The sequence below is a fragment of the Flavobacterium sp. YO64 genome, assembly GCF_004119505.1.
Lineage (GTDB): Bacteria > Bacteroidota > Bacteroidia > Flavobacteriales > Flavobacteriaceae > Flavobacterium > Flavobacterium oncorhynchi.
Map to the genome: position 1 here is coordinate 36,532 of NZ_NRQV01000024.1, position 16,629 is coordinate 53,160.

The 16,629-nt window shown below is 32.8% G+C and carries 9 protein-coding genes; all 9 read right to left on the bottom strand.

All coding sequences use genetic code 11. The features are described 5' to 3' along the window. A complete protein-coding gene (bglX, locus tag BOW57_RS16010) occupies nucleotides 1-2,301 on the bottom strand; it encodes a beta-glucosidase BglX (RefSeq protein WP_089052444.1) in 2,301 nt (766 codons plus the stop codon). Between the two features lie 10 nt (nucleotides 2,302-2,311). Next, nucleotides 2,312-3,025 carry a prolyl oligopeptidase family serine peptidase gene (locus BOW57_RS16015; RefSeq protein WP_129055696.1) on the bottom strand — a complete coding sequence of 238 codons (714 nt, stop codon included), beginning with the start codon at nucleotides 3,023-3,025 and terminating at the stop codon, nucleotides 2,312-2,314. Nucleotides 3,026-3,031: 6 nt separating this feature from the next. After that, nucleotides 3,032-4,405, bottom strand: coding sequence for a glucoamylase family protein (locus tag BOW57_RS16020; RefSeq protein WP_129055699.1), 1,374 nt, complete (start codon nucleotides 4,403-4,405; stop codon nucleotides 3,032-3,034). A gap of 73 nt (nucleotides 4,406-4,478) precedes the next feature. After that, nucleotides 4,479-5,942 carry a RagB/SusD family nutrient uptake outer membrane protein gene (locus BOW57_RS16025; protein WP_129055701.1) on the bottom strand — a complete coding sequence of 488 codons (1,464 nt, stop codon included), beginning with the start codon at nucleotides 5,940-5,942 and terminating at the stop codon, nucleotides 4,479-4,481. A gap of 4 nt (nucleotides 5,943-5,946) precedes the next feature. Next, nucleotides 5,947-8,955, bottom strand: a complete 3,009-nt coding sequence (locus BOW57_RS16030; RefSeq protein WP_129055703.1) for a SusC/RagA family TonB-linked outer membrane protein — start codon at nucleotides 8,953-8,955, stop codon at nucleotides 5,947-5,949. A 244-nt stretch (nucleotides 8,956-9,199) separates the two neighbouring features. Further along, nucleotides 9,200-11,944 carry a histidine kinase gene (locus BOW57_RS16035; RefSeq protein WP_129055705.1) on the bottom strand — a complete coding sequence of 915 codons (2,745 nt, stop codon included), beginning with the start codon at nucleotides 11,942-11,944 and terminating at the stop codon, nucleotides 9,200-9,202. Between the two features lie 105 nt (nucleotides 11,945-12,049). Continuing rightward, nucleotides 12,050-13,234 (bottom strand): acetate/propionate family kinase, encoded by a 1,185-nt coding sequence (locus BOW57_RS16040; RefSeq protein WP_129055707.1) that lies wholly within the window; start codon nucleotides 13,232-13,234, stop codon nucleotides 12,050-12,052. A gap of 59 nt (nucleotides 13,235-13,293) precedes the next feature. After that, nucleotides 13,294-15,387: a phosphate acetyltransferase gene (gene pta, locus BOW57_RS16045; protein WP_089052286.1), complete on the bottom strand. Its 2,094-nt coding sequence runs from the start codon at nucleotides 15,385-15,387 to the stop codon at nucleotides 13,294-13,296. 57 nt (nucleotides 15,388-15,444) lie between these two features. Further along, nucleotides 15,445-16,515, bottom strand: a complete 1,071-nt coding sequence (corA, locus tag BOW57_RS16050) for a magnesium/cobalt transporter CorA (RefSeq protein WP_129024601.1) — start codon at nucleotides 16,513-16,515, stop codon at nucleotides 15,445-15,447. Nucleotides 16,516-16,629 lie beyond the last annotated feature (114 nt).

Sequence of the window (16,629 nt, forward strand, 5' to 3'; positions counted from 1 at the left end):
CTATTTAGTTAACTCAAAACTAACTTTCTTGTCGGCAGTTGAATTTCCTCCAACGAAAATATCAAACTGTCCAGGTTCTGCTACAAATTGTAAATCAGAATTATAAAATTTTAAATCTTCAACTGTGATATCAAAAGTCACGGTTTGTTTTTCACCTTTTTTAAGTGTAATTTTTTGGAAACCTTTCAATTCTCTAACCGGTCTTGTTACTGAACCAACTAAATCTCTAATGTATAATTGAACTGTTTCTTTTCCGTCATAATTTCCAGTATTAGTTACATCAACTGTTACTTTTAATTTTCCAGAAGCATTCATTTTATCTGATGAAATTTTCAAGTTTGAATAATCAAAAGTGGTATAACTTAAACCAAAACCAAATGGAAATAATGGTTCGTTTCTTTCGTCGATATAGTTAGATCTGAATTTTTCAAATTTTCCTTCTGTGTTAGAAAGTGGTCTTCCTGTATTTTTGTGTGCATAATAAATTGGCAATTGTCCAACGCTTCTTGGGAAAGTTGAAGTCAATTTTCCTGAAGGATTTACATCTCCAAATAAAACATCAGCAATTGCATAACCTGCTTCTGAACCTGCGAACCAAACATTTAAAATAGCTGGTACGGTTTCGTTTTCTTCTTTAATAACTAACGGACGACCGTCGAATAAAACTAAAACAACTGGTTTTCCTGTTTTCAATAATGCGTTTAATAAATCTTTTTGTGCTTGTGGAATTTCTAAATTCGTACGGCTGCTAGATTCTCCACTCATTTCTGCAGATTCTCCAAGAGCTGCAACAATTACATCTGACTGATTTGCTACTTTTAAAGCTTCTGCCAATAACTCTTCTTTTGAACGAGAATCACGGTGTAATGTTTTTCCAAACATTGTTGCGTTAGTTTCAAAAGTTTCATCGTAATCTAAGTTGCTTCCTTTTGCATATAATACTTTAGTTGATTTTCCTGCTACTTCTTTGATTCCTGCTAATAATGAGATAGCATTTTCCATTTTTGTCGCTACACTCCAAGTTCCCGGCATGTTTTCTTTAGCATCTGCCAATGGCCCGATCAAAGCAATTGTTCCAGATTTTTTAAGTGGCAATACTTGGTTTTGATTTTTTAACAATACCAATGATTGTGCAGAGATTGATCTTGCTTCTTTTCTGCTGCTTGAAGTAAAGATTTCTGTTTTTGCTCTTTTTTCGTCACAATACTTATAAGGATCACTAAATAATCCTAAATCGTATTTTGCTTCAAGAATAAGTTTAACAGCATTGTCGATTGTTGCCATTGTAACTTTTTTCTCGTCTAAAGATTTTTTCAAAGTAGTTAAAAAACCTTCTCCAACCATATCCATTTCAACACCAGCATTTAGAGACTGAGCAGAAACTGCTTGTAAATCTCCCATTCCGTGCTCGATCATTTCAGGAATTCCAGTAAAATCAGTTACTACGAAACCTTTAAAACCCCATTGTTTTCTTAAAACATCTGTCATTAACCATTTATTTCCAGTTGCAGGAATTCCGTCAACTTCGTTAAAAGAAGCCATAACTGAACCTACACCTGCGTCAATAGCAGCTTTGTAAGGAGGGAAATAATCGTTGAACATTCTGATATGACTCATGTCTACAGTATTGTAATCACGACCACCTTCTGGCGCACCATATAAAGCGAAGTGCTTTACGCATGCCATAATTGAATTGTTTTTAGAAAGATCATGTTGTTGGTATCCATTAACCATTGCTTTTGCAATTTCACTTCCCAAATATGGATCTTCACCTGAACCTTCTGAAACTCTTCCCCAACGCGGATCGCGAGAAACATCAACCATTGGTGAGAATGTCCAATTGATACCGTCTGCGCTAGCTTCTTGCGCTGCAATTTGTGCACTTCTTTCGATCAAGCCCATATCCCATGTACAAGATAATCCCAACGGAATTGGAAATGTTGTTTCATAACCGTGAATAACATCCATACCAAAAATCAACGGAATTTTTAATCGGCTTTCTTCAACTGCAATTCTTTGTACTTCTTTAATTTTTTGAACAGATTTAATATTGAATAAACCTCCAACTTTACCTTCAGCAATTTTTTTAGCCACATCAGAACTATTTGCTTGTCCTGTTGTAATATCTCCAGAAGTTGGTAAATTAAGCTGACCTAATTTTTCGTCTAATGTCATTTTTGACAAAAGCTCAGCTACAAACTCTGACTTTGGTTTAATTTTTACTGTATTTTTAGTATTCTTTTTTTGGGCATAACCCAAAACAGCACATCCTAAAAATAGTAAGACTAATTTGTTTTTCATTCTATTATATTTATTTGTTCGTATTCGTTCTTTTCTGTTTAAACATCCAGTCATAAATTTCAGGATTGTCGTAAACTCTTGTCCAGCTGTCGTGACCTGCATCATCAAAAATGGTCAATTGAACATCTTTCGCATTACATTTTTTTAACTCTTTGTAAATCGTAATCGCATAATTTACATTGACCACATCATCTAACAAACCGTGGTAAATTCTGGTTGGAATATTGGCTATTTCACAGGCTTTTTCTAACTGAATTAAATCTACAAAACCAGCGACAGGTACATTTGCGGCAAATAGATCAGCATGTGCAAAAGCCAAATTCCATGAAGCCCAGCCTCCTGAGCTTAAACCAGTAACATATATTCTTTCTGAATCAATTTTGTTTTCTTTCTGAATTTTCAAAATCAGCTGATAAATTGATTCTATATCCCAATTTTCGTTTTCTTTACATTGCGGCGCCAAAACATAAGCATCCAGCTGATGTTTTTTTAAATACTTTAAAGGCCCGTTTATTTTGACTTTTTCAAGGTCTGTACCTTTTTCTCCATCTCCTGAAATAAAAACTATTAATGGCTTTTTCTCTTTTGTATTTATCGGTTTATGCAAAACATATCCCAATTCATAATTGGTTACAACAACCGTTTTTATTTTTCCTGTTGTCTCACTCTGTGCAAAACCAACTAGAGAAAAAAGCATTAAGAGTAAACCTGCTTTATATTTCATAAAAAATTAGATTCCGTATTTTCCGGATTTAAATCCAAGTTTTGTTAAACCTTGTTTTACTTCTGGAGCATTCATAAATAACTTCCACAATAATCCTGTACGATAATTTTCAAGCATTACTACTTCTGGACCTTGATCTATGGCTAGATATCGTTTTGCCACCCAATTGTTTTCTAAACTCAGTGCATCATAAAAACCAGCTTCTCCCCAAGTTTCTTTTTTATGATTTTGATAAAGGTTTCTCATTAAAGCAATAGATTCTTTTGGTGTATATACAATTGAACTTATTGCTGCTGTTGGTGATATAACTCCAACATCATTAGTTGGAAAATGTGCATTATACCCTATTGATCCGTCAGGATTTCTAGAATAAGAAGCTGTTAATCCCCAATAATCAGCACCATAACTGCCATATTTTTTAGGATTCTCAACACAATATTCATAATCTATTTTAACCTGATTTACATTTAAATCCCAGTAGTTTGCATATTTATCGGTTAATTGATTTGGATCTAAGCCAACGTATGAATAATGTGCCCAAAATAATGGTCCACCAAACTCTTCAGCTCCATTATGTTTTAGAATTAAAGGAATATTGTATTTTGTTTTTGAAGTAACAATTCCACCGCTTCTAGCCCAGCCTTCATGATATGCTTTCGCATCAATTGTATGTGTTGGTGAAGATGCAGCCAAGACATAAGTAATTAAACATTCGTTATATCCTTCAAGCGGAAAATTCATCTGCCAGTCGTAATTAGGCGACCAGTGCCAGTACAGCACATTTTTGTTGTTTGTATACCATTGCCAGTCAACACCTTTCCAAAGTGCGTCATATTTTGCTGCAACAGCTTTCTCTTTTTCTGAACCTGTTTTAAGATATTCACGAACTGTAATCATCCCTGCAACCAAAAATGAAGTTTCGACTAAGTCGCCGCCATTATCCTTGGTTCCAAAAGCTTTTACTTTTCCTGTATTTCCGTCAATCCAATGTGACCACGCTCCGTGAAAACGATCTGCTTTGCCTAAAAAATCAGCAATTTTGTTCAGTCTTTCTACTCCTTGTGCTTTTGTAATATATCCTTGAGACATTCCTGATACAAGTGCCATTAAACCAAAACCAGAACCGCCCGTTGTAACAATATTTGAATCATTCTCCGGATAATTTCCGTCAGGATGATAACGTTCTCTTGCTAATCCAGAATTTGGTTCTGCATAATCCCAGAAATATTTGAAGGTTTGTTTTTGAACCATTTCAATAAGCTGTTCATCTGTCAGGGTAACACTAGAAGTTTTTTCTTCTGTATTTCCTTTAGATTTAACAGCAGAGGATCCACATCCAAAAAAAGTAAAAGCTAAAAATAAAACTGAAATTCTAATCATTATAAAAATTTAAAATATTGAATAAATAATCACTTCCTCTAAACTTTTAGAGGAAGTGATTTTAAGATGTTAATTAATAACCACCTGGATTTTGTTGAGAAAGTCCATTTGCTTCTCTTAAGAATGAAGTTGGTATAGGCCATAACTCATGTTTTCCAACAATAAAAGTCTTACCATCTGCTGCCATAGCTGCTTCAGCTTGTCCTGTTCTAACAATATCAAACCATCTGTCGTGCTCAAATGCAAATTCAAATCTTCTTTCTTTATAGATTGCTTTTCTGATATCTGATTGAGAAGTAAAAGGAGTGTTTCCTAGACCTGCTCTTTTACGAATTTGATTCACTAAAGGAATAGCTTCAGAAGTTTGTCCTAATTCGTTTAATGCTTCGGCTTTCATTAATATAACTTCAGCATATCTTAAATATCTAAGATTTGTATCTGTAAATTCTTGATTGTAAAAAGATGATGAATATGCTTTATAATTATATCTTTCATTTGCAACAGTTGATGCTACTTCTCTACCGTCATACAAAACTGATCCTTTGAAAATAATTGTAGCAGCTCGTCTAACATCTCCCGGCTCATAAGCATCTGCTAAACCTTTAGTTGGCGTATTGAATCCCCAACCCCAGCCTCCAGCTCCACGAGGCGCTTGAGAAACAGTATAATTTCCAATTCCAAATCCAGGGCTTGAAGTAGAACCTACTCCATTGATTTCGAAAATAGATTCTTGACCAAATTCTCCTTCTTTTTTATATTGTAGAGCATAATCAGAAACTAAAGAATAACCTGTTACTTTATCACAATTGTCAATTACTTTTTGCCACTTCTTTTGATACAGATTTACTTTTGCTAGTAAAGCGTATGCAGCTCCTTTAGAAGCTCTAACAACATCAGCACCTGTGTAAGCTGATTTTAAAGGCAACGCTTCGATAGCGTCATTTAAATCTTGCTCAATAAAAGCATAAACTTCTTCTACTGACTTACGTGTCAATTGCATTTTTCTGTCTTCTTCAGATATTGGCACTGTAGCTAAATGATCAATAATTGGAACTCCTCCATATCCTTTTACTAAAGTAAAATACATAAATGCTCTCATGAATTTTGTTTCCCCTACTAATCTTGCTTTTAAATCAGGAGATGCTTTATCCAATTTAGGAAACATGGCTAATGCTTGGTTACATCTGTTAATTCCAGCATAATTTGCATTCCAAGTAGATTGAAATGATGGCGTTGAAGCGTTATAAGTTAAAGCGTCAACAATGTCTTTGTCTCCACCTGCATCTCCTGGATCAGAACCTTTATCTGCGTCATCAGTGATGATACTTGAAACTGCATTCCATCCAAAAGATGACATTTCCCATCCTAAAAATTGATTGTAAATTGCAGTTACAAAACCTTTAGCTCCTTCATCACTATTAACCAAAGCAGGATCTGCAGGAATAGCTTCTGTTGGATCTACATCCAAAAAGTCATTTGAACATCCGGATAATAGCAATCCAGAAAGAACAAACATTGATATATATAATCTTTTCATAATATTAAAATTTTAAATTAACTCCCATAACAAATGATCTCAATGATGGGTAAGCATCTAGCTCAACCCCTTGAGTACCTTCAACTAACTTACCATCAGACACAACATCTGGTGAAAATCCAGAGAATTTTTGTGTAATAAATGGGTTAATCGCATTTACATAAATTCGGCAATAGTTAATAAATTTATCTTCTTTAAGAGGAAGTTTGTACCCGAAAGTGATGTTATTAATTCTAAAGAAATCTGCTGACTCTAAATAATAAGTTGAAGCAAAAGGAGTTAAATTAGAAGGTGCCGGAATTGAAGATGTTGTATTTGTAGGTGTCCAAAAACCATTAGCCATAGAAGCTTCTACATTTTCTCCTCCAAATCTTTGTGCTTTCTTTCCGTTATATACTTTTGCTCCTCCTGTTCCGTAACCATCAACAGAAAAATCAAAGTTTTTGTAGTTTAAACCTAATGTAACTCCATAATTAGAAGTTGGTAAAAGAGAACCTACATATTTTTTGTCTTTAAGCTCATCTAAGCCTGATTGCGCAACTTTAGAACCATCTGCTTTGTAGTACAGCATTTGACCATTTGCTTGATCAACTCCTGCATACTCATACATAAAGAAACTACCTAATGGTTGTCCTACTGAAGTATTATCAAGAATTTTAGTATTTTGACCATTTCCTAAACTTCCTCCAATAATTGGATTTAACTGAACATTTTTAAGACTTGTAAGTTCATTTTTATTATGAGAAAAATTTCCTCCTACCCAGTAACTTAAATTATCGTTTATTCTATCATCCCAACGTAAAGAAATTTCATAACCTTTGTTAGATACTTCCCCAACATGTGCTGGTGTAGCAACTGTAATTCCAGAAGTTGAATATGGTTTAACATTCAAAATTGTATTTGTTGTGTTTTTATCATACACGTCAAATGACCCTTTTAATCTGTTGTTTAATACTTCAAAATCAAAACCTCCTGAAAGTTCTTCAACAATTTCCCAAGATAAATTTGGATCTACTTGCGAATTAATTGTAGTACCTGAACCTAAACCTGAATTATCTAATCCAGAAGTTAATAATTGTGTATTAAGCGGTACATTTTGATTTCCTAATCTACCCCAAGAACCTCTAATTTTTAATAAATTAATTTGCTCTACATTACTTAAAAAGCTTTCTTTTGAAACTACCCATCCTAAACCAACAGATGGGAATGTTCCCCAACGTTTGTCTTCAGCAAATTGTGAAGATCCATCACGTCTTACAGTACCTGTAAGTAAATATCTGTCTAACAATTTATATTGGAAACGAGCAAAATAAGAGGCTAATCTTCTTTGATTTAAAGCTTCATCTTTCAAACCTGTAACAGTCCCTGCTACATTAACATCTTTTAAAGACCAGTAATTCGAGTTTGCATTTACATTCTTTCTGTCAATAGTTAACTTTTCTCTAGTACCTTGTACATTCGCCTCGATACCTGCTGTAACTTCAACGTCATGAATTTCAGCAAAAACTTTATTATAAGTTAAATAATTAGATAGATTCCAATTAAAATACTGATCTCTATTTCTTGTCAAAGTGTTCACATTCAAATCACCAGGATACTTTGATGCTACACGAGTAGGATCTGCAGATAACCAAAGAGCTTGATTGTCTACATAATTATACTGTTTGTATGTATAAAATTCCCCGTTGAATTGTGAAGTAAATTTTAAAGATTTAATAATGTCATAATCTAATTTTAGTCCACCTTGCAGCATAACAGTTTGCTGCTGCTCGTTTGTATAATCTAATTGAGCTACTGGATTTCCAACATTATTGAAAGAAGCACCTGTTTCAGCTACAACTCCATTAGAAATAAATGGTACACCATATTTCCCATCAGCGTAACGCACAGGAACAAGTGGAGATTGTCTGTAAGCATTTGTAAATGCACTCAAAGGCATCGGCGTATTCTTAATAGTACTTACACTAAAGTTTTGAGTTAATTTAACTTTATCAGAAAGTTTAAACTCATTATTATTTCTAATAGTTGTACGTCCGTAATCAGAGCCGTTTAAAATTCCTTTTTCTTCATAATTTCCAACACTAAAAAAGTATTTCACATTTTCTGAAGATCCTGAGATTGCGATATTATTTTGAGTGTAAGACCCAGTTCTTGTAATCGCATCAAGCCAATCTGTGTTATAAGGTTGATTTGCAGAAAATCTGCCTTGAGGAAAATCGTTGCTATAAGCAGCGTTACTATAACGAACGTACTCGTCAGCATTTGCCATTTTTACCGTTTTAAGCGGCGTTCTAACCCCTGCAAAGCTTTCTACGTCTACAGTCATTTTTCCTTTACCTGCTTTGGTTGTAATCATAATTACACCATTTGCACCTCTAGTTCCATAAATAGCTAATGAAGAAGCATCTTTCAAGATCTCATAAGATGTAATATCATTAGTATTAATGTTGTTGATGTTCTCAGTAGGCATACCATCTACTACATACAGTGGATTTCTTCCTCCTAATGCAGTACCAGCCCCTCTTATCAATACTGAAGGAGTACTTCCTGGCGCATCTGAAGTAGATACCTGAACACCAGCTGCTTTACCTTGGATAGCCTGAGAAGCATTTATTACCTTCATTTTGGTAATTTCCTCAGATTTGATTGAACTTACAGCAGATGTATTATCAATCTTTTTTCTTGTACCGTATCCAATTACAACTACTTCTTTTAATGCAGTATCTTCTGCTTCTTTTAAGGTAATTGTCATTGGTGCGGCAGTTGCCGGTACAGAAACTGAATTAAAACCCAACATAGAGACTTTTAATATATCTCCTGGTTTTGCATTAATAGTAAAGTTTCCGTCGAAATCTGCATCAGCAGTAGCACGAGCATCAGATGAAGCGATTATTGCTCCAGGAATTCCCATTCCGCTGCTGTCTACTACTTTTCCTTTAATTGCTTGCGCTTGCCCCATCATATAAGATGGTAACAATAAGAGCGCTAAAAAGCTAAAAATAAAATTTTTCATACAGTATGTAATCGTTTAAGTTAGTAGAGCCAAATTAAACAATTACAACGTTGTAGTACATCAGATACCACTACAACATAACTACATCATTGTGTTAAAATTTTAAGTTATACAAATGATTATCAAACATATAAATGTTAAATACAATTCATTAACATAACGTTATGATGTAGTATTGATGTATTAGAATTATATAAAAAATGAGATGGAAAAATATAAGATCTATAAATTTTAAAACCAAATCTTACAGACTTAATAAAAACTTTGACAGGTTTTCATCTTGAGTAAGACTCAGCTTCTTTCTTAGACGATATCTATGCAATTCTACACCTCTAAAAGAAATGTTCATCAATGGCGCAATTTCTTTTGAAGAGAGATTCATTTTAAGATAAACACAGAGTTTTATATCTTTTGGAGTTAGATGCGGATACTTTTTAGAAAGGTTTATAATAAACTCATTGTGAATTTGGTTCAAATTTGTTTCAAAAGTCTCCCATTCGTGTTTATTAACCTCATTTATTTTTATTGCTTTTTTGATTTCGCTTTTTAGTTTATTGAAATCTTTTTCAGAATCAAGAATACTTTGAATATTGTCGATCATTTCGCTTTGTTTAGCAATCGACAAAGATTTACCTGCAACTTCAGATGATTTTGTCTGCAATTCAAGCTCTAGAATATGTTTCTCAAATTCTTGAATATTCAGCTCATTCTCTTTCTTAAGTTCCATTTCAAGAATTTCGCGCTGATGTTTTAATTCTTCTGCCTGCAATTTTAATTTTTGTGTATAACGAAGTTTATTCCATTTATAATAGAAAAATAAAACTGCGGCTATTACCAGCAAATAAAGCAGCACCATCCAAAATGAAAAATACCAAGGCTGCGAAACTTTAAACTCAAAACTTGAAACTTTATCATAATTAGCACCATCATGTTTAAAAATCGCGACAGAATGTGATCCGCTGCTTAAGTTATTTAAAACAACTGCACCATTTGAAATTGGTATGTACTTCTTATCATTATTTATCTGATAAAATAAATTTGGCTTACTGGCTCCATAAATTCCAGAAATCACATTTATTCTAAGTTCCGTATTGTGCTTTATTTTACTTTCGTCCGGAAGAAGTTCACCATTATTATAAGCTTCAATTCTAACGCCTTTGTTCTGCTTATTTTCATATTCTAATTGAAGCGAAATAAATCCATCATCAAGATTTAGTAAATAATGATTATTACTTCTAAAAATTCTTAGATTTTCATTAATCAACTTTCCTTTATAGTATTTCTCTTGAATAATATTCCAAACAAATTTATTTTCATTTGCATAAATATGATAAAGAACACCTTCTTGCAGAACAATAAAATGATTTTTATCTATGGCAACTACATCAGAGATATTTTTAAAATTAGTATTGAATAATTCATTCTCTTCTAATTTATTTGTGATCGAATTAAACGTATACCAAACGTTATTTATTAGAAAAAGGATTTCGCCTCTAAATTCAAAAATCTTAACTCCAAAATCATTTTTGATTTTACTTAGCTGTGTAATATTCTCAACTTTCTTGGTCTTGAAATTATCATCTAAGAAAACTCTATATAAACCACGATAATTATCTGCCGCCCAAATTTCATTTTTCTTATTTTGGGCAACGTACTTTATAGGTTTTGATAATCCGTCAATTTTTTTGCTTTGGCTAAGATCCGAAGCATTGTTATATAATAAGATTCCGCTGTAAGTTGATTGAAAATAAGTATCATTAATAATACTTTTTGATAAGTTCCAACCTCCATTTACATTATTAATCTTTGTTAAAGCACCATTTTCATAACAAAATGTACCATCATTATGACCTATAACATATTTACTTCCAATTTTGGTGATATTCCATCCCTGCCCCTGTGTATTAGGCATCATTTTGAAGTTTCCAGAATCAAACTCAAAAATACCATGATTTGAAGCAATTAAATATCCTTTATCAATAGTGGCAACGGAGTAAACAGAGCCCAAGATTCCAGAATTATCGTAAAAAAACGAAATTGGTGAATTTACCTCAACATGAGCAATTCCATTATCTAGACCAAGCCACAAATCTTCTTCTTTGTCAAAACCAATGCTTAGCACGGAATTATTCATCAAAACATTGTTTCGGTCAATGTTTTTAAATGTATTGGTATTAAAATCGTAGATAAACACACCTTTATTACCAGTACCGACAACAAGTTTATTATTTTTAATAAACTTCGCAACATTAATTCCGTTAGACTTTAATGTTTCATTCAATGGATTGTTCCAAGGTTTTAGTCCCTCTTTATCAGCAACAAAAATCCCTCGTTTTTGCGTAAAAATATAAGTTTTACCATTATATTTTTCAATCGCATGCACAACAGTATTTTTCAGAATTTCCCAGCCTTTTGGAATTGCGATTTTTGTTCCATTCATTCTAAAAAGACCTTTCTCGACAGAAGCAACATAAAGGTTCTTATCTACGACAAAACAATAGGAAACTAAAAATGGAAATTTAATTCTTTGAATATGTTTTCCATCATAAATAAAAACATCATTGAAAGATTGAAAATACAGTGATCCATTAAACCTGAATATCTTCCAGATTTCTTCATTGTCTTTTTCATCAAATAATCGAAGATTTTTAGTAATAGAAACGTAGTGCATTTTTCCATTTTCCCTGTACCAATATCCAAATTCTTTATAAGATCCTGAATAAATTCGATCACCTTCAATCAAAATCGAGCGAATTATCGTTTTGTTTGGCAAAGAGTACTTTTCCCAAATGACACCATCATAACGTAATAGATAATGATTGTTAGCAAAATACATTGCCTTATCTTTACCTTGAGCAACGTTCCAGATTTGATTATCACCCTGATAATCTGATTTATTGTAATTTTCAACGAAGGGAAGTAATTCTTGTGCTTGGATTTGAAAAGCAATGAAAAAGAAGAATAGTAATTTAAAAAGTTTCGATTTCAAAATATTCGGATTTATACCTCAAAGATACTCACAAATATTTAATCTGAAGCCATAAAAAAAAGCTCCTGATCAAGGAGCTTTCTTATAGTCTTCAATTTAAAATCTTTAGTTATTCAGTAATTGATAAACCTGATTTGCAATTTCATACTCTTCGTCAGTTGGCACTACAAGTATTTTTGCTCTTGAACTTGGCTTATTGATTTCTCTAATTTCTTTCGAACGAATTTGATTTTTATCATCGTCAATTTCAATTCCAAAATATTCCATATCGGTACAAACTAACTTTCGCATATACGATGAATTTTCACCAATTCCAGCTGTAAAAATTATAGCATCTAATCCGTTTAAAGAAGCTGCATAAGCTCCGATAGTTTTTCTAATTCTATAAGCATTCATTAACAAAGCCAGCTGACAGTCTTTATTTCCTTTTTCTGCTTCCGATTCAATATCACGCAAATCACTGTAACCTGTAAGACCAAGCATTCCGCTTTGTTTCAACAAAATAGAATTTACTTCATCTGGTGTATATCCTAAATTTTTGACCATATAAAATATTACAGATTGATCAATATCTCCTGCTCTTGTGCCCATTATTAGACCATTTGCAGGCGAAAATCCCATTGTTGTGTCAATACTTTTCCCGTCTTTTATAGCTGTCATACTGCACCCGTTTCCTAAATGGATTGTGATAATTTTAGATTTATTTTCTAAATAGTCTATTGCCTTTTCAGACACGTATTTATGGCTTGTTCCATGAAATCCATACACACGGACTTTATTCTCAGTTAAAAGATAATTTGGTATTGCATATTTATAAGCTTGAACTGGAATTGTTTGATGAAACGCAGTATCAAAAACAGCAACTTGTTTTGCTTCGGAAAATATTTCTTCTGCAACATTTATTCCTACCAAATGCGCTGGATTATGAAGAGGCGCTAATTCTGAAAGTTCTTTAATTTTTTCTTTTACTTCTTCTGTAATGATAGTTGTATCAGAGAAATAACTTCCACCGTGCACAACTCTATGTCCTACAGCTGCAATTTCTGAAGTTGTTTTAATTACTCCTTTGTCTGCATCCAAAAGCATATCTGCTACTTTTTGCAATCCTACTTTATGAGTTGGAATAGGCAATATTTCTTCACGCGAATTTGAAGGTGTTTTAAAAGTAATATTTGATGTTTCTAGACCAATTCTATCAATCATACCACTGCAAATTACTTCGTTTGCCGGCATAACCATTAATTGATATTTTATTGATGAACTTCCTGAGTTTATTATTAGTATTTTCATTCTTTTTAAGTTGCTAAGGTTCTAAAGCTCTTAGTTTATTTTTTAATTTTTAATTAAATTTACATTCCCTGTGCCTGAATTGCTGTAATTACAACTGTGTTGATAATATCGTCTACAGTACAACCACGGCTTAAATCGTTTACTGGTTTATTTAGCCCTTGCAGCATCGGACCAATTGCCAATGCTCCTGTTTCTCTTTGTACTGCTTTATAAGTATTGTTTCCTGTGTTCAAATCTGGAAAAATTAGTACACTCGCCTGCCCTGCCACTTCAGAATCTGGCATTTTACTTTTACCAACAGCGCGGTCAACTGCAGCGTCATACTGAATTGGACCTTCAATTTTTAAATCAGGACGTTTTTGTTTTACAATTTCGGTTGCTGCTCTTACTTTATCTACTTCATCCCCTTTTCCTGATGATCCAGAAGAATAAGAAAGCATGGCAATTTTTGGTTCAATTCCAAAAGCTGAACTTGATTCTGCCGATGAAATTGCAATTTCTGCCAATTGTTCTGCAGTTGGATTCGGATTGATGGCACAATCTCCAAAAACAGAAACTCGATCTTCTAAACACATAAAAAATACGGATGAAACTACAGACGAATTAGGTTTGGTTTTTATGAATTGTAAAGCTGGCAGAATAGTATGTTGCGTAGTATGTGCCGCACCAGAAACCATTCCGTCTGCGTGGCCTTTATACACCATCATAGTTCCAAAATACGAAACATCTTCCATTAAATCTCTAGCCATTGTAATACTTACATTCTTTGCTTTTCTAAGCTCATAATAAGTATTAGCATAATCTTCATACAATTCTGATTCTTTTGGATTGATGATATTTACTTTAGAAAAATCAAATGCTATTCCAAGTTCTGCAATTTTATTTTCAATTTGTTTTCTTTCTCCAATAATCGAAATATCAACAACATCCATCGCCAAAAGTCTCGAAGCTGCAATAATAATTCTTTCATCATTTCCTTCAGGCAGAACGATATGTTTACGATGCTGTCTGGCTCTTTTAACCATATTGTATTGAAACATTTTTGGCGTCATGCCTTCAGCTTCAAAAGTGATTAATCTTTCGGATAAAGCTTCGTTATCAACATATTTTTCAAATGTGGTTATCGACGTTTCAATTTTATGCGTGTTGTTAGCATAGATTTCAGACTTAATCGCACCAATTCTGTTTGTAATATGATATGTTCCTCCGTCAACTGCTATAATTGGAACAATAGCCGAAAGTCCTTCTATAAGCTTTAAAATACTTTCTTCTGGAACGATATTTCCAGTTAATATAATCCCCGATATTGTTGGATAATTTGCCGATTCATTAGCTTGCAAAGCTCCTAAAATAATATCAGAGCGATCTCCTGGAGTGATTACAAGAGCATTATCGTGTAAATGAACCAAATAATTATGCAATTGCATAGCTCCAACGCTAAAGTGGCCAATTTCATTATTTAAATAGTTTCCTCCAAACAAAACTTTAGCATCAAGTTCATTAACAATTTCCTGCATTGTCGGGTTGTTCAAACTTGAAATTAGCGGAATTGTATTGACCAAAACATTCTCTGGTAAGCTTTTTTGAAGGCTTTTAGTTACTAATTCAATATTTTCGGGTTGTACTTTATTGGCAAAAACAGATAAAACCTCAACCTCTTTTACTTTGAAAGAATCGTAAACTAAATATAAACTGTCAACCAATTCCTCCAATGTTTTCCCTACTCCTGAACCAATAATTATTGTTGGAATTCCTAAGTTTTTAGCAATTAAAACATTCAAATCTAATTCGATTGAAGTTCCTTCGCCGGTAAAGCTTGTTCCTTCTACCAAAACAAAATCAAAACGTTCTTCGAGTTTTTTATATTTTTCGATAATTAAATCTAAAACCTCTCCTATTTTTCCTTTGTTCTTTTTCTTAATCAGTTTACTTTTTGTGATGGCATAAGCATCTTCAAACTTAATATCGAGGTTAAAATGCGATAAAACGGTTTCAATATGATTATCTAATTCGCCATCGACAAAATCTTCTACAATAGGTCTAAAATACCCTACTTTGGCTGTTTTTCCAATCAAAATACTCATCAAACCGAGTGTAATAATCGATTTTCCGCTATTGTGATCGCTCGTTGCTATATATATTGCTTTACTCATAATTTATATTTTGAAACTTAACGTATCTATTTGAATTCTATTTTAATATTTAGAAGATTAAAACCAACGCCTTTTCTTGAAGTAAACAATCAAGGCTATTACCAGTAAAACCATTGCCACCATTACGCTATAATAACCATAACGGTATTTTAGCTCTGGCATGTTTTCAAAGTTCATACCGTAAACCCCAACAATAAAAGTAAGCGGTATAAATATGGCAGAAATTATAGTAAGGGTTTTCATAATTTCGTTCATCTTTCGGCTTTGTTCCGAAAAATAAAAGTTAGAAGCACTTTCAAGAGAGCTCATATCTGATTCTATTTGCTCTAAAAGCTCTAAACTTTTTTGATGCAGTCTGATAAAAAAATTAAAAGTTTCCTTTTGTATCAAACTGTTGGTATCATCATCTTTAATCGTTTTTAAGTAATAAAGCGAATCTCGAAGAGGAACAATTGAACGCTTTAAAAAATTAAAATTATCACGGTGATTTTCAATCTTTTCTAAAATAACAGGATCAGCACCTTTTTTAGTCAAATTGATAAGTTCTTCTATTTTATCTTCTTCATCTTCAATTGTAATATAGAAGTTTTCGATTACAGCATCTAATAACAAATAAAGAAGATAATCTACTTTTTTAGTTCTTACAATTCCTGAATGCGTTCGAAGTCGTTCGCGAATATGGGTAAAAAAATCGCTTCGCTTTTCTTGAAAAGAAATCAAAATTCCGTCTTTTAAAATAAAGCTAAGCTGTTCAACACTTATATTATCTGAATATTCCGAAGGTAAAAGTGATTTTATGTTGAAAAACAAAATATCAGGCTGTTCTTCTAATTTGGTTCTTTTGGTAGTGTTTAAAATATCAGCCAATAAATAATCATCAAATTTAAAATGTGCACCTATAGTTTTAAGTAAACCAATGTCATTTAAACCGTGAATATTAAGCCAATTATTTTTAGTATAATCAAAACAAGAATTTAGAGCCAGAACGGTAAACTTATCATATTCAACAACATCTGTATCGTTATATACAAAAAGCTGCATCTCGGTTTCATGCTCTTTATGCGAGCCTGTATACTCTAAAGTAATATGTTGCAGCTTTCTCCCTTTCTTGTATTTGATCTTTCTCATTCAAAAAAATTTACAATAGTAATATTACGAAAAAGAATCCGAATGAGAAATGACATTTATCATTTTGCTCAGAAAGATTTAAGAAATCACATTGCTTTTAAAAAGTATTCTTTT